This window comes from Polaromonas sp. DSP2-3-2b2, from assembly GCF_049895905.1.
Taxonomy (GTDB): Bacteria; Pseudomonadota; Gammaproteobacteria; order Burkholderiales; family Burkholderiaceae_C; genus Polaromonas.
The window spans coordinates 214148-238720 of record NZ_JAFCTH010000003.1 but is presented as its reverse complement, the minus strand read 5'-3'; the positions used below and the strand labels follow the sequence as shown (position 1 = coordinate 238720).

Sequence of the window (24573 nt, the reverse complement as noted above, 5' to 3'; positions counted from 1 at the left end):
CGTCAAGCATGGACGCGGGACTTGTCGCCGCACTCGCCGCTATTTTGGGCCTGCTCATCGGCAGCTTTCTCAACGTTGTCATCTACCGCGTTCCCAGGATGATGGAGCGCCAGTGGGCAGCCGAATGCTCCGAGTTGAACAGCGCACCAGCGGAGCCAGCAGAAAAGTTCAATCTGCTGACGCCGCGTTCGCGCTGCTCGAGTTGCGGCCACTTGATCCGCTGGTATGAAAACATTCCGGTGCTCAGCTATGTTTTCTTGCGGGGCAAGTGCTCGGCTTGCCGCGCGCCTTATGGCATGCGCTATCCGCTGGTCGAGGCCGTCACGGGCGCTCTGTTCTTCTTTTGCGCCTGGCGCTGGGGCTGGACGATGACGGCGCTGGCCTGGTGCGGATTTTCTGCCGCGCTGCTGGCGCTGGCGGTGATTGACTGGGACACCACCCTGTTGCCCGACGACATGACCTTGCCTTTGCTGTGGGCGGGGCTGATCGCGGCGGCACTGCAGTGGAACCCGGCGGTCGATCTGCCATCAGCCCTGTGGGGAGCGGTGGCCGGCTATCTTTCATTGTGGGCGGTGTACTGGGCCTTCAAGCTGGCAACCGGCAAGGAGGGCATGGGCTACGGCGACTTCAAGCTGTTTGCCGCGCTCGGGGCCTGGTTTGGCTGGACTGCGCTGGTGCCCATGATCCTGATGGCTTCGGTGATTGGCGCGGCGATCGGCATCGCGATGAAGTTCTCCAGCGGCCTGCGCGAGGGCGGCTATGTGCCTTTCGGCCCTTTTCTGGCCGGCGCGGGCTTTACCGCGATGGTTTTCGGCCCCCAGTCTATTCTTCTGTTCATTGGTTTGTAAGCCATGCATCCGCCGGTCCAGCGTATAGGCCTGACAGGCGGCATCGGCAGCGGCAAAAGCACCGTGGCGCGCGTTCTGGTGGCGTGCGGCGCCGCGCTGATCGATGCCGATGCGATTTCCCGGCAGCTGACCGCGTCCGGAGGCGCGGCCATCGGCCAACTGGCCAAGCAGTTCGGGCCGCAGGCCATTACGGCAGAAGGCGCGATGGACCGCGACCGGATGCGCCAGCTTGCGTTCAGCGATCCCGCCATCAAAGGGCAGCTTGAAGCCATCATTCATCCCCTGGTCAGCCAGGAATCCACCCGCCAGGCCAGCGCAGCCGTGCAAGCCGGCCACTCCTGCATCGTGTTCGACATCCCCTTGCTGGTGGAGTCCGGGCGCTGGCGCCAGCAGCTCGACCGTGTGCTGGTGGTGGACTGCATGGAAGAAACGCAAATTGCCCGCGTTATGGCCAGAAATGCTTTGCCCCGTGAAATGGTCGTGAAAATCATCGCCGGCCAGGCCAGCCGCGCGCAACGGCTGGCGGCGGCTGACGCCTGTATTTGTAACGAGGGTTTGTCCCTGCAGGCGCTGGAGCGGCAGGTGCGAGAGCTGGCGCGCTGCTTCGGGCTATGATGACAAAAAATCTACTGAAGCCAGGAAAACCAGTTCCGTGATTCTTTACGAGCATCCCTTCAACGAACGCATACGTACCTACCTGCGGCTAGAGCACCTGTTTTTGCGCTTGGCCGAGTTGGTGAAACGGGACAGCCCGATTGACCACCACCACGCGCTGGCCACCATTTTTGAAATCATGGATGTCGGTGCGCGCGCGGACCTGAAAACCGATGTGCTCAAGGACATTGAAAAGCAGAAGCATGTGCTGAACGGCTACCGTGGCAACCCGGTCATTTCGGAACAGGTGCTTGACGACATCACCGCCGAGCTCGACGCCTGTTTTTCCAGCATGAATGAACTTTCCGGCAAGGTTGGCCAGTCATTGACCGAAAACGACTGGCTGATGAGCATTCGCAGCCGTATCGGCATTCCTGGCGGCACCTGCGAATTCGACTTGCCGGCCTACCACGCCTGGCAGCACTTGGGCGTCAACGTTCGCCAACACGACCTGCAGCGCTGGGTGGCGCCGCTGGTTCCGCTGGCCGAGTCGCTGAACCTGCTGCTCAGGCTGGTGCGCGATTCGGGAGCGCCGCAGAAGGTGATTGCGCCCGCCGGCCAGTACCAGCAAATGTTGTCGCAGGGGCGTACTTACCAGCTGCTCAGGTTGCGGCTGCGTTCGGGCGTGGCGGTAATTCCCGAAATCAGCTGCAACCGCCTGATGGTGTCGGTGCGTTTCATGTCCCACGACAACGACGGTCGCCAGCAAACCAGCAATGAGGAAACCGTGTTTGACCTGACGCTGTGCACCTGAGCCAGACCAGACCGAATCCGCATTGCGTTCTTCATTGACACCCGAACCTCTTTCCCTGACATGAAAAAAGACCCTACACCCGTGCGGCAGGTGGTGTGCCCCGGTTGCGGCGGTCCCAGTGTTTATGCGCCCAGCAATCCTTTTCGTCCTTTTTGCAGCGAACGCTGCAAAAACATCGACATGGGCGCTTGGGCGAGCGAAGATTTCCGCCTGCCCGCCGACACGCCGCCTGATGACCAGCCCTACGGCGATCCAAAACTGCATTAAGGCTTGTTCGCGCCATTCCAGGCTGCCAGGATGGGCGTTGCGGCGTAAGCAGGTAGAAGTAGGTAGAAACAGGGAGATAAAAATGAAAAATAGCGTACTCAAGCCATTTTGGACCGCCATGTTCCTGGCCGCCTTGCTGCTCGGCAGCGCGCACGCCGGGGCATCGTCGGCAGTTTCCGGCGAAAAGCCGGCAGCGTCTGCCAAGAAAAAGACCAAAACAGGCGCCAGCGGCCAGGTCCGGTTTCTGCCGGGTTCCGCCGAAACGACCAAAGAACGAAGCAGCCGCCTGAGGCGTGAATGCCATGGGCAGGTCAATGCCGGGGCTTGCGCAGGCTATACGCGCTGAAGCAGAAACGAAAAACGCCCGCGATGCGGGCGTTGCAGGCTCGGGTGGCTTGGCTTTAGTCCTTGGGCGCGCCGAGCATTTCCTGAAGTTCACCGTTCTGGTACATCTCCATCATGATGTCGGAGCCGCCTACGAACTCGCCCTTGACGTATAGCTGGGGAATGGTCGGCCAGTTGCTGTAGCTCTTGATGCCGTTGCGGATGCCTTCGTCTTCCAGCACATTGACCGTGGCCGGCTTGGTCACGCCGCAGGCCTTGAGCACCTGGATCGCACGTCCGGAAAAACCGCACATTGGAAACTGGGCCGTGCCCTTCATGAAAAGCACCACATCGCTGGATTTGACAAGCTCGTCAATGCGTTGCTGGGTCGGGTCGGTAGGGCTCATGTTGAAATCCTTCAGGTGAAATGGCGTTCAAGCCGGAATGTGGAGTACCTGGAATCTGAATGTACGAATTCCGAAGCCAGATTATCGCTGTCTGCCCGATGCCCTGTGCCCGTCAGGGATTGCCGGTCATGCCGGGCCATTGGCCGCCGGAGCAGCGCTCGATGCCTGCCAGGTCGCGGCGGCTCTGGACCTGCAAAAATCCTTGCCGAATCAGCAATTCACGGACCTGCTCCGCCTGATCGTAGCCATGCTCCAGCAGCAGCCAGCCGCCGGGCAGCAGGTGGCCGGGCGCCTGCCGGATGATGCGCCGGAGGTCATCAAACCCGTCGGCGCCGGCGGTCAGCGCCTGCCGCGGTTCATGCATCAAGGCCGCCAGGTGCGGGTCGGCGCTGGCGATGTAAGGCGGATTGCTGGCGATCAGGTGAAAGCTTGCGCTGACCTGCTCAAGCCAGCTGCTTTCAATGAAGACCACGGCCAGGCCCAGTCGCCGGGCGTTTTCACGCGCAACAACCAAGGCCGGGGCGCTTGCATCGACCGCCGTGACCTGCGCCTGGCGGCCTTGCGCTTGCAGGCTGTGGGCAATGGCCAGGGCGATCGCGCCGCTGCCGGTGCCCAGGTCCAGCACCTGCAGCGCCGGGCCTTGCGACTTCAACACGTCAAGCGACCATTCGACCAGAGTTTCCGTATCGGGCCGGGGCACCAGCACGCGCGCATCGACCAGCAGCGCCAGGCCAAAAAACTCCTTGCTGCCGACGATGTAGGCCAGCGGCTCGCCATCGACCCGGCGCAGGCTCAGCGCGCGAAACGATTCGATCACCCCTGGCGCGAGTTCATCGGTGTCGTGCGCCAGCAGCCAGGACCGGTCGCTGGCGGGCTTGCCCAGCGCGTGCAGCAGCAGCAACTGAGCGTCCAGCCGGTCGAGCCCAAGGTGTTGGGCCGCTGCCAGGGTTTGCGCGCAGGTGGAGTATTTCACGGTCGGGCTTTGATTTGCTATATAAATAATAGCTGCTTGCGCCCGTGGTTAGTGCGCAAGATGGCTATTTCTCTTAAAACTATGCGGTGCTCCAGGTCAGCCGCCGTTATTGGCGGTTTCCAGCTCGTTCAGCTGCTCGGCGCCGCGCGCCACCTGCAGCGCCGTGACCACGTCGTCCAGGTCGCCTTCCATGATGGTCAGGAGCTTGTACAGCGTCAGGTTGATGCGGTGGTCGGTCAGCCGGCCCTGCGGAAAATTGTAGGTGCGGATACGGTCGCTGCGGTCGCCGCTGCCGATCAGGCCCTTGCGCGTGGCGGCGTCCTTGGCGGCCTGGGCCGAACGGTCCTTTTCATGTATGCGCGCCGTCAGCACCTTCATCGCCTGGGCCTTGTTGCCGTGCTGGCTGCGGCCCTCCTGGCATTCGGCGACGATGCCGGTCGGCAAATGCGTGATGCGCACCGCCGAATCGGTTTTGTTGATGTGCTGGCCGCCGGCGCCGCTGGCGCGGTAGGTGTCGATGCGCAGGTCGGCCGGGTTGATCTGGATGGCGACGGCTTCGTCGGGCTCGGGCAGCACCGCCACGGTGCAGGCGCTGGTGTGGATGCGCCCCTGGGTTTCGGTCGCCGGCACGCGCTGCACGCGGTGGCCGCCCGATTCGAAGCGCAGCTTGCCGTACACGCCCACGCCCAGCATGTCGGGCGGGCCGTCGATGCGCAGCACCACTTCCTTGTAGCCGCCAAGTTCGCTCGGCGACTCGCTGATGATCTCGACCTGCCAGCGCTTGCGCTCGGCAAAGCGGGTGTACAGGCGAAACAGGTCGCCGGCGAACAGCGCCGATTCGTCGCCGCCGGTGCCGGCGCGGATTTCGATGAAGGCGGCGCGCTTGTCGTCCGGGTCCTTGGGAATCAGCATCAGCTGCAGCGCTTCGTCTAGTTGCGCGATATCGGCCTTGGCGGCCTTGATTTCCTCCTCGGCCATCTCCGCCATGTCTGCATCGCTTGCGGCTTCGGCCAGCATGGTTTCGGCGCTGGCCAGGTCGGCTTCGCGGCGGGTCAGGCGGTTGTACTGCTCTGCCACCACGCTGGCCTCGGCATGTTCGCGGGTCAGCGTGCGAAAGCGATCCAGATCGCTGACCACGTCGCTGGCGGACAGCAGGGCGTCGAGTTCATGCAACCGCAAAAGCTGGCGGTCCAGGGTGTGGCGAAGAAAGGGTTTCATGGACAAGGTCAAGAAAGAAGCAGGAGAAACTTCCGGCGGCTTACCGGGAGGAGGGCGCAGCGCGCTTTGGCGGCGGCAGTTGGAAAGCCGGCGCTAACGCTCTTTGTGATCGGCTGTGGCCCTGGGCATCTGGCCGCGCAGGAACAGCTTGGACACGGTGCGCGCCGTGGCTTCGCGGCTGCTGGCGTCGCCCGCGTGCAGCTCGGCCATGGCGCCGTGCAGCATTTTTTGCGTCAGGCCACGGCTCATGGCTTCGAGCACTTCCTCGATCGGTTCGCCTCGGGCCAGCAGTTTTTTGGCGCGCACGATCTCAAGCGCGCGCCAGGCATCGGCCTGCGCATTGAGCTGCTGGATCAGCGGCACGCTGCCGCGCTGGTCCAGCCAGTGCATGAAGTTCTGCACGCCCGCATCGATGATGACCTCGGCTTCGGCCACCGCTGCCTGCCGGCTGTTTCGGCCGGTCTGCACCACATGCGCCAGGTCATCGACGGTGTAGAGGTAAACATCTGACAGCGCCTTGACTTCGGGTTCGATGTCGCGCGGCACCGCCAGATCGACCATGAACATCGGCCGGTGCCGGCGCTGCTTCAGCGCGCGCTCGACCGCGCCCAGGCCGATGATCGGCAAGGTGCTGGCGGTGCAGCTGATGACCGCGTCGAATTCATGCAGGCGGCCAGGCAGGTCGCCCAGGCGCATCACCTCGGCGCCAAAGCGGCTGGCGAGCTTTTCGCCGCGTTCCAATGTACGGTTGGCAATCGCCATGGCCTTGGGTTTTTTGGCGGCGAAGTGGGTGGCGGTGAGGTCGATCATTTCACCGGCGCCGACAAACAGCACCTTGATGTCGGCCAGGTCTTCAAACAGCTGGCCGGCCAGCCGCACGCTAGCAGCGGCCATGCTGATGCTGTGCGCGCCAATCTCGGTGCTGGTGCGCACTTCCTTGGCAACAGCAAACGAGCGTTGAAACAGCTGGTGCAGCGTCGTGCCCATGGCGCCGGCGTCTTCGGCGGCGCGCACCGCGTCCTTCATTTGACCAAGGATCTGCGGCTCGCCGAGCACCATCGAATCGAGCCCGCTGGCGACGCGAAAGGCGTGGCGCGCAGCCTGGTCGTCGTGCAGCGCGTAAGCATGGGCGCGCAGCAGCAAAGGCGACACGCCGCCGTTGTGCGCCAGCCATTCGACCGTGCTGTCGAGGTCTTTGGCGTCGCCGGCGCAGTAGATTTCGGTTCGGTTGCAGGTGGACAGCAGCGTGGCCTCGGGCTGGCGCGCCAGCGAGGCGCGCAGGCCGCGCAGGGTGGGTTCGATCTGGTCGAGGGCGAACGCGAAGCGTCCGCGCAAATCCAGCGGTGCGGTGTGATGGTTTAGCCCCAGGGCCCAGACTGACATCTGCGCATTATAAAATTGAAGTGATGAGAACCGGGCGCCCGGGCGCAATCTCCTTTTTGCTCATTTCCACCGGCCGCTTCTAGCGCGTTCTCTTCAATCCCGACGCACTGCCATGACTGCTTATCTCCTTGCCGGGCATCTGCTCAACCTGCTGGCACCTGCCGCGCTGATCGCCTTGCTGCTGGTGGTATTTTCCCGCCTGTTTCCGGGATTTTTTGCATCAAATAAGGCTATTGCGCATAGTTGGCGGGCACAAGCAGCTATCAATTTTGTAGTCGGGTCGGCGGTGCTGGTCGCCGGCGTGGTCCTGCTGGGCCGTGACGGCAAGATGCTGACCTATGTGCTTTTGGTGCTGGCCATGGCGGCCAGCCAGTGGTGCCAGCTGGGCGGCTGGAAGCGCTAGCACCAGCTTGTCCAGGGCAAGAGCGGCAACCGGTTTGTTGACCTGGGTCAAGAAACGGGCTGCCGGATCAAGCCGGGCTGAACAAATCCACCCGGTCGGTGATGATGCCGTCGGTGCCCAGTTCCATCAGGCGCCGGGCGGCCGGCTCGTCGTTGACGGTGTAGCTCAAGGCGCGCAAGCCCGCGTCATGGGTTTTTTTAACCTTGGCGCTGTCCCACAACACATGCTTGCAGACCACTGCGACGCAGCCCAGCGCGAGGGCGGCTTGCAGCCAGCCATCAGGCAGCGTCTCGAGCAGCAGGCCGCGCGGCAAATCGGGCGCCGTTTCGCGCGCGCCCTGCAGCGCATCGTGTGAAAAAGACGTCAGCAGCGGCGCAACGCTGGCGCCTTGCCACCAGCGCAGGGCATGCGATGCCACCACCTCGCCGGTGCGGCGCTCGGTGCCGGGCGTCGGCTTGATCTCGATGTTCAGCGCATAGCCGTTGGCGCGGCAAAAGCGGGTGGCGTTTTCCAGCGTCGGCAGCGGCTCGCCGGCGAAGGTGCGCGAATGCCAGCTGCCGGCATCGAGCTGCGACAACTCGGCCCAGGCGTGGTCGCCGCCGGTCGCGCTGGCACCGGTCCCCAGCTTGTTAGCCGCGTTGGTCGTTCGGGTCAGCCTCGCGTCGTGCATCAGGAAGGGCACGCCGTCGGCGCTCAGCTTGGCATCGCATTCGAACATCCGGTAGCCGTGCTGCGCCCCCAGGCGGAAGGCGGCCAGCGTGTTTTCCGGCGCCAGCTTGCCCGCGCCCCGGTGCGCGATCCAGAAGGGATAAGGCCAGTGGGCGGTGGGGTTGTTGGGGGCCAAACGGAGGTTTTATAAGGGCTTGGACGGCCCGGATTGGGAAAATGAGGGGCTGCGATAATATAAGACCACCGCACAGGACGTGGGTCCGAAGCCGCCCAAACTCACGATGAACGCACCTACCACCCTTCAAGAACTGAATGTTTTCGCCGATGGCGCAAAGCATGCCGAACCCCGCATCCGCGAAATTCCCTACAACTACACCTCGTTTTCCGACCGGGAAGTGGTGATCCGCCTGCTGGGCAGCCGGGCCTGGGACCTGCTCAACCTGCTGCGCGGCGAGCGCCACACCGGCCGCTCGGCGCGCATGCTTTATGAAGTGCTGGGCGACATCTGGGTGGTGCAGCGCAACCCGTATCTGCAGGATGATTTGCTCGACAACCCCAAGCGCCGCAAGCTGCTGGTCGAAGCGCTGCAGCACCGGCTGGGCGAGATTGAAAAGCGCCGTACGCCGGACGCCGACCGCGAGCGCGATGCCATCGTGGGTGAGCTGATGCAGGGCGCGCGGGCAGCCGTAGGCCGCTTTTCCGCCTCGTTCGAGGAAGTCGCCGGCCTGCGCCAGCAGACCGAGCGCAAGCTGCGCAAGCTCACGCGCAAGGACAACATCAAGTTCGACGGCCTGTCGCGCGTCTCGCATGTGACCGACGCGACCGACTGGCGCGTCGAATACCCGTTTGTGGTGCTGACGCCCGACACCGAAACCGAGATGGCCGGGCTGGTCAAGGCCTGCATCGAACTGGGGCTGACGATTGTTCCGCGCGGCGGCGGCACCGGCTACACCGGTGGCGCGATTCCGCTGACCTGGAAATCGGCGGTCATCAACACCGAAAAACTCGAAGCCATGACCGAGGTCGAGATGGTCTTGCTGCCCGGCCTGGACCTGCCGGTCGCGACCGTCTGGACCGAAGCTGGCGTGGTGACGCAGCGCGTGGCTGATGCGGCCGAGCGCGGCGGCTTTGTGTTCGCGGTCGATCCGACCTCGGCCGAAGCGTCGTGCATAGGCGGCAACATCGCCATGAATGCTGGTGGCAAGAAGGCCGTGCTCTGGGGTACAGCGCTGGACAACCTGGCCTCGTGGCGCATGGTGACGCCCGATGCACAGTGGCTGGAGGTCGTGCGCGTCGGCCATAACCTGGGCAAGATCCACGATGCCGAAATGGCGAGCTTTGACCTCAATTATTTTGAAGCCGACGGCAAGACGCCGATCCGCAGCGAGCGGCTGGACATTGCCGGTAAGACCTTTCGCAAGGAAGGCCTGGGCAAGGACGTGACCGACAAGTTCCTGAGCGGCCTGCCGGGCATCCAGAAGGAAGGCTGCGATGGCCTGATCACCAGCGCGCGCTGGATCGTGCACCGCATGCCGGCGCACACGCGCACGGTCTGCATGGAGTTCTTCGGTAATGCCAAGGACGCCGTGCCGAGCATTGTCGAGATCAAAGATTTCATGTTCGCCGAGCAAAAGCGCGGTGGCGCGATTCTGGCCGGGCTGGAGCATCTGGACGACCGTTATTTGCGCGCCGTGGGTTATGCCACCAAGTCCAAGCGCGGCGGCGACGGTCGGGGCGGCGCGTCGGGTGTGCCGAAAATGGTCTTGATCGGCGACATTGCTGGCGACGACGCCGATGTGGTGGCCCGGGCCACGAGTGAAGTGGTGCGTATTGCCAATTCGCGCAGCGGCGAAGGTTTTATTGCTATTAGTCCTGAGGCGCGCAAGAAATTCTGGCTGGACCGCAAGAAAACGGCCGCCATTTCGCGCCACACCAATGCCTTCAAGATCAATGAAGACGTGGTGATTCCGCTGCCGCGCATGGCCGAATACACCGACGGCATCGAGCAAATCAACATCGAGCTGAGCCTCTCGAACAAGATCAAGCTGTGCGACGAGCTGGATGCGTTTTTTCGCAAGGGCAACCTGCCGCTGGGCAAGGCCGAGGACGCCAGCGAGATTCCTTCGGCCGAGCTGATGGAAGAACGGGTTGGGCAGGCGATTGCGCTGGTGGGCGAGGTGCGCGGTCTGTGGGCCGGCTGGCTGCAGGACGTGGCCACGCTGTTCCCGAAACTGCAGGACCACACGCTGCGCGCGAGCTGGAAAACGCAGATACGCGCGCCGCTGCAGGCGATCTTCAGCGGCGGCGCCTTCAAGCCGATCCTTGAAGAGTGCAGCGCGATTCACAAGCGCGTGCTCAAGGGCCGGGTCTGGGCCGCGCTGCATATGCATGCGGGCGACGGCAACGTTCACACCAATTTGCCGGTCAACAGCGACGACTACGAAATGCTGCAGGCCGCCCACGGCGCCGTGGCGCGCATCATGGTGCTGGCGCGCTCGCTCGACGGTGTGATTTCAGGGGAACACGGCATCGGCATCACCAAGCTCGAATTCCTGACCGACGAAGAGCTGCGCCCGTTCACCGAATATAAGCAGCGGATTGACCCGGAAGGGCGTTTCAATAAAGGCAAGCTGCTACGAAATACAGAGCTGCTTACGCCCGGCCAGCATGCGCTAACGGCTGATTTGACCAATGCTTACACGCCCAGCTTCGGGCTGATGGGCCACGAGTCGTTGATCATGCAGCAAAGCGACATCGGCGCGATTGCCGACAGCGTCAAAGACTGCCTGCGCTGCGGCAAATGCAAGCCGGTGTGCGCCACGCATGTGCCGCGCGCCAACCTGCTGTACAGCCCGCGCAACAAGATTCTGGCGACGTCGCTGCTGGTCGAGGCCTTTTTGTACGAGGAGCAGACCCGGCGCGGCATCAGCCTGAAGCACTGGGAAGAATTCGAGGACGTGGCCGACCATTGCACGGTGTGCCACAAGTGCCTGAACCCCTGCCCGGTGGACATCGACTTCGGTGAAGTGTCGATGAACATGCGCAACCTGCTGCGCAAGATGGGCCAGAAGTCGTTTCGGCCGGGCAATGCGGCGGCGATGTTCTTCCTGAATGCGACGAATCCGCAGACCATCAAGGTGATGCGAACGGCGATGGTCGATGTCGGCTTCAAGGCCCAGCGCCTGGCCAATGACGTGCTGGGAAGCCTGACGAAAAAGCAGACCGCGCTGCCGCCCGCCACCGTGGGCAAGGCGCCGGTCAAGGAACAGATCATCCACTTCATCAACAAGAAGATGCCCGGCGGCCTGCCCAAGAAAACCGCGCGCGCCTTGCTGGACATCGAGGACAAGGACTACGTCCCGATCATTCGCAACCCGAAAAACACCACGGCCGAAACCGAAGCGGTGTTTTACTTTCCGGGCTGCGGCTCCGAGCGGCTGTTCAGCCAGGTCGGCCTGGCGACGCAGGCCATGCTCTGGCACGCGGGCGTGCAGACCGTGCTGCCGCCGGGCTACCTGTGCTGCGGCTATCCGCAGCGCGGCAGCGGCGATTTCGACAAGGCCGAGAAGATGATCACCGACAACCGGGTGCTGTTTCACCGGGTTGCCAACACGCTCAATTACCTCGACATCAAGACCGTGGTGGTGAGCTGCGGCACCTGCTACGACCAGTTGCAGGGCTACCAGTTCGACAAGATTTTCCCGGGCAGCCGGATCATCGACATCCATGAATACCTGCTCGAAAAAGGCATCACGCTGCCGCCGAACCAGCCCGGTTTCCTGTACCACGAGCCGTGTCACAACCCGATGAAGCTCGGCGACTCGATGAAGACTGTGAAGGCGCTGGTCGGCGACAACGTGCTCAAAAGCGAGCGCTGCTGCGGCGAATCGGGCACGCTGGGCGTGACGCGACCCGACATTTCGACACAGGTGCGCTTCCGCAAGGAAGAGGAAATCCGCAAGGGCGAAGCCGAGTTGCGTGCGTCGGGCGCGGTCCTTGCCACCGGCAATGTCAAGATTCTGACCAGCTGCCCGAGTTGCCTGCAGGGTTTGACCCGCTACGGTGACGACCTGCAAAACGGCCTGCTGGAAGCCGATTACATCGTGGTCGAGATGGCCAACCAGCTCCTGGGCAAGGACTGGCTGCCCGACTACGTGGCCGCCGCCAACCATGGCGGCATTGAACGGGTGCTGGTATGACGAATACTGTCTGTCCTTTGTGCGAAGCCGACGGCGGCGTGCTGGTGTTTCGCAACGAAACCCTGCGCATCATCCAGGCCAGCGAGGCGGGCTTTCCGGCGTTTTACCGCGTGGTCTGGAACCGGCATGTGGCCGAGTTTTCCGACCTGTCGGCCACTGAACGCCAGGTTTGCATGCATGCCGTCGTGAAGGTCGAGCAGCTGCTGCGCAGCGAGCTGCGGCCCGCCAAGATCAACCTCGCCGCGCTGGGCAACATGGTGCCGCACCTGCACTGGCATGTCGTGGCACGGTTTGACTGGGACAGCCATTTTCCGGCGCCGGTCTGGAGTGCGCCGCAGCGTCCGGTGGACGAGGCGCAGGTGGCCGCTGTTGCGTCGCGGTGCATCGACGTCAACCGGCTGATCGCCGAAGCCATGGCGCTTTGAGCGCTCCAACCCATTTATTCAAAAAAGCGAGGCATTTTCATGGCAGGTCTTCAAACCGGGTCGCCGACCCCTGTGGCTCTGACGGTTCACAGCCAGTCGCGGCTTCTCGAGGTTGCCTTTTCAGACGGCGCGCAATTCAGGATTCCGTTTGAACTGATGCGCATTTATTCACCCTCGGCGGAAGTGCAGGGCCACGGTCCGGGGCAGGAAGTCCTGCAGACCGGCAAGCGCGAAGTCAATGTCGTGGAACTGGAGCCTATTGGCAATTACGCCGTAAAGCCGGTGTTTTCCGACGGCCACGAGAGCGGGCTCTTCACCTGGGATTACCTGTATCACCTGGGCGCCGACCAAAGCCAGCTGTGGGACGACTATGAGCGCAGGCTGAAGGTTGCCGGGGCTCTGCGCGACGCGCCCATGGTCGTGGCCGGTGGACACGGCTGCAGCAGCCACTAACTAGGCTTTGCCTTCGTTGCGTCATTGATTTTTCAGGCAATTTTCGCCAATGACCTGAGTCAGCGCAGGGTTGTCGCTGTCAACCGGCACTTTGCCATCTAGCATCCACCTTATGACAACTACCCACTTTGGTTTTGAATCGGTTGACGAGCAGGACAAGGCGCGCCGCGTGCGCGGCGTTTTCGATTCGGTCGCGCCCAAATACGATGTGATGAACGACCTGATGTCGATGGGCCTGCACCGCGCCTGGAAGGCCTACACCGTGATGGTCGCCAACGTCAAGGAGGGCCAGCAGGTGCTCGACATTGCCGGCGGCACGGGCGACCTGGCGCTGGCGTTCGCGCCCAAGGTCGGCGCCACCGGGCGCGTGGTGCATACCGACATCAACGAAGCGATGCTCAGGGAAGGGCGCAACCGGCTGATTGACGCGGGGGTCCATCTTCCGACGCTGGTGTGCGACGCCGAACACCTGCCTTTTGCCGACACCAGTTTTGATGTTGTCACCGTGGCTTTCGGCCTGCGCAACATGACGCACAAGGATGCTGCCTTGCGCGAGATGAACCGGGTGCTCAAGCCTGGCGGCAAACTCTTGGTGCTGGAATTTTCCAAGGTCGCCAAGCCGCTCGAAAAGCTTTACGACTGGTATTCGTTCAAGGTGCTGCCCAAAATCGGCAAGCTGGTGGCCAATGACGACGCCAGCTACCAGTACCTGGCCGAATCCATCCGCATGCACCCAAACCAGGAAGAATTGAAAACCCTTATGCAAAATACTGGCTTTGGCCATGTGGATTACCACAACCTGTCCGGCGGGGTGGTGGCATTGCATGTTGGAATCAAGTGCTGACAGGTCGTGCAGCAGTTTGCTGCAAACAGTTTGTGATTCATTTGATGAAGGAGACGGTATGAAAATTTGGCAGGTCATTCTTTCCGCAGTATTTGCGGTAACCCTCACCCTGTCGGGCGTGCCGGCCGATGCCAAGCGCATGGGCGGCGGCAGTTCGATTGGCAAGCAGTCGTCCAACGTGACGCAGCGCCAGGCACCGGCCAACAATGCGACCAATCCTTCCGCCGCGCCGGGGGCAGGGGCTGCGGCGGCAGCCGCTCCTAAAAAGCCGTGGGGCGCCATGCTCGGCGGACTGGCCGCAGGCCTGGGCCTAGCCTGGCTGGCTTCATCGTTGGGACTGGGTGGGGCTTTCGGCCAGATCATCATGTTTGCCTTGCTGGCGCTGGTGGTCATGGTGGTGATCGGCTTTGTCATGCGCAGGCTCAAGGGCGGTGCGGCGAATTCGCCGGGTGCCACGCGAGCGCAGTCGCCTTTCGCCTTCCAGGGCGCCGGCAATGCGCCTGAAGCCACGACGGCCCGAAACTACAGCCCGGCCAACGTCGGTAACGACGCGTCGGCACGCCCATGGGAGCGCAGCGCAACGGCTTTTGACAGCAATGTGGCCGCCACTAGCTCGGGCGGCTCGATGATCGGCTCCGGCCTGGCGGGTTCGCAGTCCTGGGGTGTGCCCGCCGGCTTTGACGCCGAAGGCTTTCTCAAGGCTTGCAAGTCCAATTTCGTGACCCTGCAGGACGCCTGGGACCGCTCAGACATCCAGAACCTGCGCGCCATGATGACCGACGACATGCTGGAGCAGATCAAGACGCAGCTGGCAGACCGCGAAACCCACACGGGCGGCACGTCAAACAAGACCGAGGTGGTCATGCTCGACGCGCAACTGCTGGGCATCGAGGAAATGAGCGATGTGTACATGGCCAGCGTCGAGTTCTCCGGCATGATCAAGGAAGACGCTTCGGCCGGAGCCAGCCCATTCCGGGAAGTCTGGAATATGACCAAGCCCCGCACCGGCGGCAGCGGCTGGCTGGTCGCGGGTGTCCAGGCATTGCAGTAAGCGGATCATCAAGCAAGCAGTAATACCTTAAGGCCAAGCTAGGGACATTAGGCCCCAAGCGCTTTTTATCCTGCAAAATCGGGGACGTATGAATAACACGTCTCCTTTTTCATTTCTGGAATCCATCGCCACCCGTTTTCAGCCGCCCGCGTGGGTGGTGGACGAAGGGCAGCAGCGGCTGGTACTTTTTCTCAACCATGTTCTCCTGCAGGAAAAGCAGGCCCAAGAACGGCTTTTACGACAAAAAGGCCGCGTGGTGCACTTGCGGTGGGGTTTATTTGCTATTGATTTGATAGTTACTCCGGCTGGCCTCGCAGATCGTGCGCCTGCTTTTTCCACGCCTGATCTGGTTCTTTCGGTTGCCGCTGAATCGCCGCTGGCTGTGGCGCAGTCGGTGCTGGCGGGAAAGACGCCGCCCGTCAAGATCGAAGGCGATGTGCAACTGGCGGCCGATATTGGCTGGCTGGCTGAAAATTTGCGCTGGGATGCTGAAGAAGACTTGTCCCGCCTGATCGGCGATGCGCCAGCCCATGCGCTGGCTGACGCCGGACGACGGCTTGCCACAGGCCTTAGGCAGTTCTTGACCAAGGGTCCGCTGGCACCTGCGGCGCAGGCCGCAACCTCATCCCCGGCTGCTCCGGCGGGTGCCGTACCACCGCGCAGGACGGCGCCTGTCGCGCCCTTGTCGCAGGTATCAGCCATCAGCCCGTTGCCTGCCGAAACGGCCGCAGTTCCTGCCGGGTCCGCTGTTCAGTCTGACACGACCGGCGACCCCTTGCCTTCGGGCGAAACCAGCACCCATGGCTCCACAGGCGAGGTACCCTCCAAGCCACCCGGGGCCGCTGCATGAGCCAGATTTTCCGGGGCTTCATCATTGTCTGGACCGTGTTCAGGTTCGGGCTTGACGAGCTGGTCCTGTCAAGTTTCGAAAAACCACGGATTCGCCTGCTATCGCGCATCGTGTCGTTTGGGCGTAATCTCAAGGCCCCCCGGGGGGAGCGTCTTCGGCAGGCGCTTGAACACCTGGGGCCGATTTTTGTCAAGTTCGGTCAGGTGCTTTCCACCCGCCGCGACCTGCTGCCCCCCGACATTGCCGACGAGCTGGCGCGGCTGCAAGACCGCGTGCCGCCATTCCCGTCTGCCGTTGCGGTGGCGATCATTGAAAAATCTTTTGGCAAGCCGCTGGATCGCATCTTTGAAAGCTTTGACCAGACGCCGGTCGCCAGCGCATCGATAGCGCAGGTTCACTTTGCCACGCTGCCGGGTGGTCGCGAAGTCGCCGTCAAGGTGCTGCGGCCCAACATGGCGGCCGCTTTCAGAAAGGATCTGGCGCTGATGCGCATGATGGCTGGCTGGGTAGAGCGCGCGTCCAAAGACGGCAAGCGCCTCAAGCCGCGCGAAGTGGTGGCCGAGTTCGACAAGTACCTGCACGACGAACTCGACCTGCTGCGCGAGGCGTCAAACGCGGCGCAGCTGCGCCGCAACATGCAAAGCCTTGACCTGGTGATGATTCCGGAAATGTACTGGGACTACTGCATGCCCGATGTGATGGTGATGCAGCGCATGTACGGCGTTCCTATTGGCCAGACCCAGCGCCTGCGCGATGCTGGCGTGGACATGAAAAAACTGTCGCGCGATGGCGTCACCCTGTTTTTTACCCAGGTATTTCGCGATGGGTTTTTCCATGCCGACATGCATCCCGGCAATATTCAGGTCAGCCTGGCGCCTGAAACCTTTGGCCGCTATATCTCGCTTGATTTCGGCATTGTCGGAACGCTCACCGAGGTGGACAAGGAATACCTGGCGCAAAACTTCAGCGCCTTTTTCCAGCGCGATTACAAGCGCGTGGCCGAACTGCATATCGAGTCGGGCTGGGTGCCGCCGGCCACCCGTGTCGATGAACTGGAGTCTGCGATTCGTGCCTGCTGCGAGCCGATGTTCGACCGACCGCTCAAGGAGCTTTCGCTTGGCATGGTGCTGATGCGGCTGTTCCAGACGTCACGTCGCTTCCAGGTGGAAATCCAGCCGCAGCTGGTCCTGCTGCAAAAAACGCTGCTCAACATTGAAGGGCTGGGACGCGACCTCGACCCCGACCTGGACCTGTGGAGCACGGCCAAGCCTTTTCTGGAGCGCTGGATGCTGGAGCAGGTGGGCCCCGAAAAATTGCTGGCCCAACTCAAGGCGGAAGCGCCGTCGTACGCCAAACTGCTGCCCATGCTTCCGCGACTCATGGCGCAATACCTGAAGGCGGGCCCGCCAGCCAACTACAGCCGCTTGAACGAATTGCTTGCGGAACAAAAGCGGACCAACAAGCTGCTGCAAGGCCTGATCTACGGTGGCCTGGGTTTTGTTCTGGGGCTGATTTTCATGCAGGTCGTGTTGCGTATTCGACTGTTTTGATGCGAAATTTCCTTCAGCGGGGAAGGGCGGGGAAGTGGGATCAGCCCGTCGGGGCAAGCCCTATAATTGAAGGCTTTGCACCGCCTGGCCTTTGCTGGCGGCAAACTCCCCGGAAACGAGCTCAAGCACCATGCCTATCTACGCCTACAAATGCGAATCCTGCGGATTCGCCAAGGATGTACTGCAAAAAATGTCGGATGCTCCCCTGTCGGTATGCCCGCAATGCAGCACATCGAGCTTTAAGAAGCAGTTGACCGCAGCAGGTTTTCAGCTCAAGGGCTCTGGCTGGTATGTCACGGATTTCCGGGGTGGCAACAGCGGCGCGCCCGCTGCAAAACCGGCCGAGACGCAGGCCGCAGCTCCAGGCGACGCCAGCAAGACACCCTCTGATGCTGGCCCCAGTAGCGGCTCGGTAGCAAGCCCGGCCGCAGCACCACCGGCGACGGCTTCTCCAGCCCCGTCAAGCAGTAACAGTACCAGCAGTGGCGCTTCTACAAAAACGTCATGATGAGCTCGATTCGCCGGTGGCTGCTGGCTGGACTCTTGGTGCTTGTGCCGCTGGCCATCACGCTGGCGGTGCTCAACTGGATTGTCGCCACGCTCGACCAGACCCTTTTGATCCTGCCGGTTGCGTGGCATCCGGACAGGCTACTGGGTTTTCATCTTCCTGGTTTCGGCGTGCTGCTAACCCTGGGAATCGTGTTGCTGATGGGGGCCATTGCCAGCAACTTCCTGGGCAGGAAATTGCTAATGGTTGGCAATGCGCTGCTGCGCCGCATTCCAATCGTCCGGTCGATCTATTCCAGCGTGAAGCAGGTCTCCGATACCCTGTTTTCCGAAAACGGCAATGCCTTTCGCAAAGCCCTGCTGGTGCAGTGGCCACGTGAGGGCGTCTGGACTATTGGTTTTCTTACCGGTTTGCCGGGCGGCGACGTCGTGAACCACTTGCCGGCGGATTACGTGAGCGTCTACATCCCGACCACGCCAAATCCCACGGGCGGCTATTTTGTCATGCTCAAGAGAGCCGAATGCGTTGAGCTGAAGATGAGTGTCGATGAGGCGCTGACCTATGTCATTTCCATGGGCGTCGTGGTGCCTGCCGCCCGCCCTGTTCCCCCGCTCAATCCCCCCCTGTAAACAGCGCGGCAGCGCTGATCACCCGAGTATTTTTTTATGGCTATCGCCCAAACACAAGGCGCTCAAATGCGTACAACCTATTGCGGTCTGGTGACCGAAAGCCTGATGGGCCAGACCGTGAGCTTGTGCGGCTGGGTCAATCGCCGGCGCGATCATGGCGGCGTGATCTTCATCGACCTGCGGGACCGCGAAGGCTATGTGCAAGTGGTCTGCGATCCGGACCGTGCCGACATGTTCGGCATTGCCGAAGACGTGCGCAACGAGTTCTGCGTTCAAATCAAGGGCCTGGTGCGCGCTCGTCCGGAAGGCACGGCCAACGCCAGCCTCAAAAGCGGCCAGGTTGAGGTGCTGTGCCATGAGCTGATCGTGCTCAACCCCAGCGTCACGCCGCCATTTCAGCTTGATGACGACAACCTGTCAGAAACCACGCGCCTGACGCACCGTGTGCTCGACCTTCGCCGTCCTTACATGCAGAACAACCTGATGCTGCGCTACCGCGTGGCCATGGAGACGCGCAAGTTCCTCGATACCAACGGTTTCATCGACATTGAAACGCCCATGTTGACCAAGAGCACACCTGAGGGCGCGCGTGATTACCTGGTTCCCAGCCGCGTCAATGAAGGCCAGTTTTTTGCCCTGCCGCAAAGTCCGCAGCTGTTCAAGCAGTTGCTGATGGTGGCCGGATTCGACCGCTACTACCAGATTACGAAATGCTTTCGCGACGAAGACCTGCGCGCTGATCGCCAGCCTGAATTTACGCAGATCGATATTGAAACGTCCTTCATGGGCGAGCAGGAAATCCGCGACATGTTCCAGGGCATGATCAGCAACATATTCAAGACGGTGCTGAACACTGACTTGGGCGAGTTCCCGGTCATGGCTTACGCCGACGCCATGCACCGTTACGGCTCGGACAAGCCCGATCTGCGTGTCAATCTTGAATTCACCGAGCTGACCGATGTGATGGGCGATGTGGACTTCAAGGTCTTCAGCGCGCCGGCCACGACACCAGGCGGCCGGGTGGTGGCCCTGCGCGTGCCTGGCGGCGCCGAAATCACCCGCAGCGAGATCGACGGCTACACCGAGTTCGTCAAGATCTACGGCGCCAAGGGCCTGGCCTGGATCAAGGTCAACGACATAGCCAAGGGCCGTGAGGGCTTGCAAAGCCCCATCGTCAAGAACATCCACGATGCGGCCGTGGCCGAGATCCTCAAGCGCACCGGCGCACAGAATGGCGACATTCTGTTTTTCGGCGCCGACAAGGCCAAGGTGGTGAATGACAGCATCGGCGCGCTGCGACTGAAGGTCGGCCACAGCGCCTTCGGCAAGAAGACCTGCTTGTTCACCAAGGGCTGGAAGCCGCTGTGGGTGGTGGATTTTCCGATGTTTGAATATGACGAGGATGGCAAGCGCTGGAGCGCGGTACATCATCCTTTCACCGCGCCGAAAGACGGCCATGAAGACTGGATGGACACCGACCCGGGCCGCTGCATCGCCAAGGCCTATGACATGGTGCTCAATGGCTGGGAACTGGGCGGCGGCTCGGTGCGTATCCACCGCGCCGATGTACAGAGCAAGGTGTTCAGCGCGCTGAACATCGGCCCGGAAGAAGCACAGTTGAAATTTGGCTTCTTGCTCGATGCCCTGCAGTATGGTGCACCGCCGCACGGGGGCTTGGCTTTTGGCTTGGACCGTATAGTGACCATGATGACCGGTGCCGAGTCGATCCGCGACGTGATCGCATTTCCGAAAACCCAGCGCGCGCAGTGCCTGCTGACCCACGCACCTAGCCCCGTTGACGAAAAGCAGTTGCGTGAATTGCACATACGCCTGCGCAACCCATTGCCGCTCTGACCGCATTCAAAAGTAGATAACCAACCGAAAAAAGGGCACTTCAAGAGTGCCCTTTTTGCTTTCCGAATCCACCTCTGCTTTGGCCGGATAGTGATCAATACGGGGCGCATGAGAGCGCTTCACGAATGCCGGTTACGGTTTTGTCAAAGTCGCTTGGTCAGCGCAGGACCAGAACCGGCACGGTGCTGTGCGTCAGTACATGCTGGGTTTCACTGCCCAGCAGTATCCGCTTAATGCCCTTGCGACCATGCGACGCCATGACGACCAGGTCACACCCATGTTTGGTGGCAGCGGACATGATGGACTCGGCAACCAGATCAGACTGCGCAACTACCGCCTTGGCCGTAACGCCCTGGGCCTTGGCTTGTTCTTGCACCGCATTGACAACCGCCTGGCCTTTGTCGCTCCACTGCTTCTCGGTACGGGCAATATCTTCCACCGAAATGGTGATTCCACCTTCAAAGTAACTCACCGGGTAACGCGGCACGACATACAACGCGACCAGCTCGGCGCCTATGGCTGCTGCCAGTTCAATGGCGCTGCTCACCGCCGTACTTGAAAGATCCGAACCGTCGGTGGCGACAAGAATTCGCTGGTACATGATGAGTTCTCCAATTTAGATACAAAGATTCAGCGTAGGTGTATTGAGCCCGGCCGGTCTTGATTCACGTCAAGCTCCGCAAAAGCCTCAATGCTTTTATACCTTGAAAGATTCCACAAGACACATCCTGAATTGCTAACAGTTTTTTCTGCAAAAGTTAGCTGAACTGGGTAGCAAAGTCTGTAACCGCAATAACGCTTTGTAGATAAGCCCTCCCATTCAGCGAACTGCGTTCCCATTTGCTTTAAGGTCATTCCATAAGCAGATGAAGAGATGCGAGTTTGCCATTGTGTCTTTGGGCATAGCGATCAGAAAGGCTTTGAAAAAGCCGCGCATCGCCTGACGACCAGACTGCAAACACGAAATCTTCCGGAGGAACCATGAAAAGCCAGATGCATTTTGAGATTGATTCAAAGAAAACGGTACGGGCGAGGGGAAAGCGGCCAGCCGGTTATCCATTTCGCGGGCTGTCATCTCTCCCTGAAGCATTTATGGTCAATATCCCGCTGGAGTCGACTGAAACCGCACAGCTTATGGAAGAAAGGCGTACCTTCGCTGTCGCGGCACAGGCTATCCGCGAAGAGGAAAAAGCGCGCTTGGCTCGGGAGTTGCACGATGAGCTTGCACAGTCATTGACGGCGCTGAAGATGGACACAATCTGGGTACGCGACCACGCTTCATCCGTCCCCGGGATGGTGACCATGAAGCTGGACGAGATGGTGAAAATGCTTGACCGCACGGTGGCGGCAACACGCCGGATGGCCGCCGACCTGCGGCCGTTGATGCTCGATGACCTGGGCTTGGTGCCGGCGATCGAATGGCTTGCAAGCAATTTCATGCAGCGCTGCGGCGTGCCCTGCACACTTTCGGTCAATGATGAACTGGAACTCGAATTGCCTGAGCCGTACGCAACGGCTGTGTTCCGGATCGTTCAGGAGTCGCTTAACAACATTGCCAAGCATGCGGCTGCCTCGCAGGTCATCGTCACGCTGGACAAAACCCAGGATGCGGTGAGATTGCGAGTTCAGGACAATGGCTGCGGATTCTTTTCGGATGGCGCACGCAAGCCCCAATCACTCGGGCTCATGGGCCTGCGCGAGCGGGCACAACTCCTCGGGGGAAGCGTTGCCATCAGCAGTGCGCGGGGAAAGGGAACTACCGTAGAGGTCAGCATTCCCTTGGACCAGACTGGAGTTCACCAATGATCAGGATCGTGATAGCGGACGATCATGCCATTGTGAGAGAGGGCCTCAAGCGGATTGTTACCTCGGCGGAAGACATGACCGTGGTCGGTGAAGCGTCCAATGGAATGGAGGTCATGCGTCAGGTGCGTGAGTCTGATTTCGATGTTCTCGTTCTTGACTTGTCTATGCCGGGCCGAAGCGGAATGGAACTGATCAAGCTAGTGCGTTGCGAAAAGCCGAAACTGCGCATTCTTGTGCTCAGCATGCATGAAGAACTGCAGTACGCCGTTCGCTCGATCAAGTCCGGCGCCAGTGGCTACCTGACCAAGGAAAGTGCACCGACGCAACTGATGCAGGTGCTGCGCAAGATTGCAGCTGGCGGCGCTTTCATCAGCACAGGGGTTGCCGAGCAACTGGCACTCGGCTCCATGCTGGGATCAACCTCGGCAGCGCATGAAAAGCTGACGGACCGGGAATTCGAGGTCTTCCGTTTGATCGCCATCGGCATGTCTGTCACCGATATTGCGGGGCGGCTGAACCTTTCGGCAAAAACCATCAGCACCCATAAAGCCAATCTCATGCAGAAAATGAATCTGCAAAACCAGAGTGAACTGATTCGTTACGCCATCAAGCATGGCGTGACCGAGCCCTTGGAGCCATGAAACGATTTGAAGGGTCTTGCGTGCACCGGTGATCGTGATGGAGCGGTTTTCATGCCGCCAAGCTTGCCGGGATTGGCTGAGTGGTGGTCGGTGCTGACCTTTGATTCATCCGGATTTTTCCGATGCTGCTTGTCAGGCAACACGCATGGCACGCATCATCAATGGGCGGCATAGTAACGCAATGGGCCAAGATAATGCATCGTTAAGAATCTTTATTGCAGACGATTCACTTGTCATACGGGAACGCGTGGCATCGATACTCGGAGCCAGCGCCATGACCGTCGTCGGCCAGGCCGAAACGCCCCAGGATTCGATCGAGGGCATTCTTGCCGTCTACCCCGATGTGGTCGTTCTGGACGTTCAACTCGAAGGCGGGTCTGGCTTGCAGGTATTGCGGGCAATTCGCCATGCAGCGCCCGACATCGCATTTGTGATCTTCAGCAACAGTTCGGACCCGATCTATAGAAAGCGCTATCTGTGTGCCGGGGCCGAAGATTTTCTGGACAAGACCCATCAATTTGACCAGCTCGCGAAAGCGGTGCTTAACGCCTCACAGCATGCCGACTGTTGAGATTTTTCAGCGTCAGTCGAAGGAGCGTTTGCCATGTCCGCCGTTTTCGAAAACTTAGCCCGTCCCCCAGAGCCGCGCATCCGGCTAAAGGCAGAAACATCCTTACCGGATACGTCCCTCATGGCGCGCTGCGCCACATGCCTTCATAACGAAACGTGCTTTCCGTGCGGAATCGCCGTGAACGATGCGCGTCAGTTGGACGCATTCAGATTCGGCCAGCGCAAGGTCAAGACCGGACAAACCCTCTTCCATGAAGGCGACTACTTTCAGTTCCTGTACGCGGTGCGAAGCGGCACCTTCAAATCCAGGTTGCTGCTGGCGGATGGAAGGGAGCAGGTCAACGGCTTTTGCATGGCGGGTGAAGTTCTCGGTCTGGACGGAGTGGCTTGTGGCACCCATGCGAGCAGCGCCATTGCGCTGGAGGACGCCGACGTTTGCGTGATTTCCTATTCTCATCTGACGGAACTGGCTGCAAGCAACGCTGGCCTTCTGCAGCTGATCGCGCGAATGATGAGCCGTGAAATCTTGCGAGAGCATCGCTTGATCACCCTGCTGGGAAGCATGAATGCGGAAGAGCGGCTGGCTGCCTTTTTGCTGAACCTTTCGCACCGGCTGAAAATGCGGGGTTACTCGGCCGTTGAATTCCACCTGCGGATGTCGCGCGCCGAGATTGGAAGCTACCTTGGAATGACGTTAGAGACCGTGAGCAGGACTTTTTCTGCCTTTCAGCAATTGAATTTACTTGAAGTCGACAAACGGCACATCAGGCTGCTGAACATCGATGGGTTGAAGCGGGCTTTGAAAACAAGCGCGCATTGAACAGCGGTCAAGACAGTCCAGCATTTCCGAACGGTCAATTGGCGAAGACTGCCGGCCCTTGGTGCAGGCGTGTCGATCACCGTCCTTTCTCCCAATCCTGGCTTTTCATGCTGTGTTCCGTACAGGGTTTCGCCGTGCGCATAGCCGAGCGCCAGCGCGAAACCAATCAATGGCAAGGCATCAGCGGAGTGCACGTTGTATGCATTGTCTCCAAAGGCGTCTCATCGACCCGGGCGCTGGCCAGGGTCGCCAGGGGCCGTCGGGAAATTGAAAACCGCCTGCGCTCGGTGCACGAAGATGAATGTCGGGCGCGGAAAAGGCACGCGCCAGCCAATCTCTCGACGACAGGAAAATTTGCCATGGTGCTGCTGCGCCATCGCAGGGAATCACTTTTGAATCTTTCAGGTCCGGGGATAATTGCAATTGCCCTGATTTCTTCTTTGGGAATGATCAGCCAGCTTCAATAATTGCGC

The 24573-nt window shown here is 60.8% G+C and carries 27 protein-coding genes; 21 read left to right on the top strand and 6 right to left on the bottom strand.

The annotated features are described in order from the left end of the window. Positions 1–8: 8 nt before the first annotated feature. From ACP7AD_RS05020 to ACP7AD_RS05000, 5 genes are all read left to right on the top strand, one after another. Complete coding sequence (locus ACP7AD_RS05020; protein ID WP_426146044.1) at positions 9–848, top strand: prepilin peptidase; 840 nt, start codon at positions 9–11, stop codon at positions 846–848. A gap of 3 nt (positions 849–851) precedes the next feature. Beyond that, a complete protein-coding gene (gene coaE / locus ACP7AD_RS05015; RefSeq protein WP_426146043.1) occupies positions 852–1463 on the top strand; it encodes a dephospho-CoA kinase in 612 nt (203 codons plus the stop codon). 37 nt (positions 1464–1500) lie between these two features. Continuing rightward, positions 1501–2256 (top strand): cell division protein ZapD, encoded by a 756-nt coding sequence (zapD, locus tag ACP7AD_RS05010; protein ID WP_426146041.1) that lies wholly within the window; start codon positions 1501–1503, stop codon positions 2254–2256. Positions 2257–2316: 60 nt separating this feature from the next. Next, complete coding sequence (locus ACP7AD_RS05005; protein WP_029527645.1) at positions 2317–2523, top strand: DNA gyrase inhibitor YacG; 207 nt, start codon at positions 2317–2319, stop codon at positions 2521–2523. A gap of 82 nt (positions 2524–2605) precedes the next feature. After that, entirely contained in the window at positions 2606–2869 is a 264-nt protein-coding gene (locus tag ACP7AD_RS05000; protein ID WP_426146039.1) for a hypothetical protein, read from the top strand. Positions 2870–2924: 55 nt separating this feature from the next. On the opposite strand, the gene grxD is transcribed toward ACP7AD_RS05000, so the two are convergent. From grxD to hemA, 4 genes are all read right to left on the bottom strand, one after another. Beyond that, positions 2925–3254, bottom strand: a complete 330-nt coding sequence (grxD, locus tag ACP7AD_RS04995; protein ID WP_426146038.1) for a Grx4 family monothiol glutaredoxin — start codon at positions 3252–3254, stop codon at positions 2925–2927. Between the two features lie 112 nt (positions 3255–3366). Continuing rightward, the gene (gene prmC, locus ACP7AD_RS04990; protein WP_426146036.1) at positions 3367–4227 is read right to left on the bottom strand and encodes a peptide chain release factor N(5)-glutamine methyltransferase; all 861 of its coding nucleotides are present in this window, start codon (positions 4225–4227) and stop codon (positions 3367–3369) included. A 96-nt stretch (positions 4228–4323) separates the two neighbouring features. Next, positions 4324–5445 carry a peptide chain release factor 1 gene (gene prfA, locus ACP7AD_RS04985; protein WP_426146034.1) on the bottom strand — a complete coding sequence of 374 codons (1122 nt, stop codon included), beginning with the start codon at positions 5443–5445 and terminating at the stop codon, positions 4324–4326. A 93-nt stretch (positions 5446–5538) separates the two neighbouring features. Further along, entirely contained in the window at positions 5539–6828 is a 1290-nt protein-coding gene (gene hemA, locus ACP7AD_RS04980) for a glutamyl-tRNA reductase (protein ID WP_426146033.1), read from the bottom strand. 112 nt (positions 6829–6940) lie between these two features. Between hemA and ACP7AD_RS04975 the strand changes: the two genes are divergently transcribed. Continuing rightward, on the top strand, positions 6941–7231 hold the full coding sequence (locus ACP7AD_RS04975) for a hypothetical protein (RefSeq protein ID WP_426146031.1): 291 nt from the start codon (positions 6941–6943) through the stop codon (positions 7229–7231). 67 nt (positions 7232–7298) lie between these two features. Here ACP7AD_RS04975 and ugpQ read toward each other — a convergent pair whose 3' ends face one another. Further along, positions 7299–8075, bottom strand: coding sequence for a glycerophosphodiester phosphodiesterase (gene ugpQ / locus ACP7AD_RS04970; protein ID WP_426146030.1), 777 nt, complete (start codon positions 8073–8075; stop codon positions 7299–7301). A 106-nt stretch (positions 8076–8181) separates the two neighbouring features. Between ugpQ and ACP7AD_RS04965 the strand changes: the two genes are divergently transcribed. From ACP7AD_RS04965 to aspS, 10 genes are all read left to right on the top strand, one after another. Further along, a complete protein-coding gene (locus ACP7AD_RS04965) occupies positions 8182–12099 on the top strand; it encodes a DUF3683 domain-containing protein (protein ID WP_426146028.1) in 3918 nt (1305 codons plus the stop codon). Then, on the top strand, positions 12096–12524 hold the full coding sequence (locus ACP7AD_RS04960; RefSeq protein ID WP_426146027.1) for an HIT family protein: 429 nt from the start codon (positions 12096–12098) through the stop codon (positions 12522–12524). Before ACP7AD_RS04965 ends, ACP7AD_RS04960 begins: the two co-directional genes overlap by 4 nt. Positions 12525–12563: 39 nt before the next feature. Then, a complete protein-coding gene (locus ACP7AD_RS04955; protein ID WP_426146025.1) occupies positions 12564–12977 on the top strand; it encodes a gamma-butyrobetaine hydroxylase-like domain-containing protein in 414 nt (137 codons plus the stop codon). A gap of 112 nt (positions 12978–13089) precedes the next feature. Then, positions 13090–13821, top strand: coding sequence for a bifunctional demethylmenaquinone methyltransferase/2-methoxy-6-polyprenyl-1,4-benzoquinol methylase UbiE (gene ubiE, locus ACP7AD_RS04950; protein WP_426146023.1), 732 nt, complete (start codon positions 13090–13092; stop codon positions 13819–13821). Positions 13822–13879: 58 nt separating this feature from the next. After that, entirely contained in the window at positions 13880–14872 is a 993-nt protein-coding gene (locus ACP7AD_RS04945) for a Tim44 domain-containing protein (protein ID WP_426146022.1), read from the top strand. 88 nt (positions 14873–14960) lie between these two features. After that, positions 14961–15722, top strand: coding sequence for a ubiquinone biosynthesis accessory factor UbiJ (locus tag ACP7AD_RS04940; RefSeq protein WP_426146020.1), 762 nt, complete (start codon positions 14961–14963; stop codon positions 15720–15722). Beyond that, entirely contained in the window at positions 15719–17272 is a 1554-nt protein-coding gene (gene ubiB, locus ACP7AD_RS04935; protein ID WP_426146019.1) for a ubiquinone biosynthesis regulatory protein kinase UbiB, read from the top strand. Before ACP7AD_RS04940 ends, ubiB begins: the two co-directional genes overlap by 4 nt. Before the next feature lie 130 nt (positions 17273–17402). Further along, positions 17403–17780 (top strand): FmdB family zinc ribbon protein, encoded by a 378-nt coding sequence (locus ACP7AD_RS04930; protein WP_426146018.1) that lies wholly within the window; start codon positions 17403–17405, stop codon positions 17778–17780. Beyond that, a complete protein-coding gene (locus tag ACP7AD_RS04925) occupies positions 17780–18409 on the top strand; it encodes a DUF502 domain-containing protein (RefSeq protein WP_426146096.1) in 630 nt (209 codons plus the stop codon). The genes ACP7AD_RS04930 and ACP7AD_RS04925 overlap by 1 nt, the downstream gene beginning before the upstream one ends. A 66-nt stretch (positions 18410–18475) precedes the next feature. Beyond that, positions 18476–20263: an aspartate--tRNA ligase gene (aspS, locus tag ACP7AD_RS04920; protein WP_426146016.1), complete on the top strand. Its 1788-nt coding sequence runs from the start codon at positions 18476–18478 to the stop codon at positions 20261–20263. Between the two features lie 157 nt (positions 20264–20420). Here aspS and ACP7AD_RS04915 read toward each other — a convergent pair whose 3' ends face one another. After that, complete coding sequence (locus ACP7AD_RS04915; protein ID WP_426146015.1) at positions 20421–20864, bottom strand: universal stress protein; 444 nt, start codon at positions 20862–20864, stop codon at positions 20421–20423. A 380-nt stretch (positions 20865–21244) separates the two neighbouring features. On the opposite strand from ACP7AD_RS04915, the gene ACP7AD_RS04910 reads away from it, so the two are divergent. From ACP7AD_RS04910 to ACP7AD_RS04890, 5 genes are all read left to right on the top strand, one after another. After that, positions 21245–22069, top strand: a complete 825-nt coding sequence (locus tag ACP7AD_RS04910) for a sensor histidine kinase (protein WP_426146013.1) — start codon at positions 21245–21247, stop codon at positions 22067–22069. Beyond that, entirely contained in the window at positions 22066–22710 is a 645-nt protein-coding gene (locus ACP7AD_RS04905; protein WP_029527669.1) for a response regulator, read from the top strand. The genes ACP7AD_RS04910 and ACP7AD_RS04905 overlap by 4 nt, the downstream gene beginning before the upstream one ends. Before the next feature lie 145 nt (positions 22711–22855). Then, a complete protein-coding gene (locus ACP7AD_RS04900; protein ID WP_426146011.1) occupies positions 22856–23281 on the top strand; it encodes a response regulator in 426 nt (141 codons plus the stop codon). 33 nt (positions 23282–23314) lie between these two features. Beyond that, complete coding sequence (locus ACP7AD_RS04895; RefSeq protein ID WP_426146009.1) at positions 23315–24100, top strand: helix-turn-helix domain-containing protein; 786 nt, start codon at positions 23315–23317, stop codon at positions 24098–24100. Between the two features lie 134 nt (positions 24101–24234). Further along, positions 24235–24567, top strand: coding sequence for a hypothetical protein (locus tag ACP7AD_RS04890; RefSeq protein ID WP_426166020.1), 333 nt, complete (start codon positions 24235–24237; stop codon positions 24565–24567). The last annotated feature ends 6 nt before the right edge of the window (positions 24568–24573 follow it).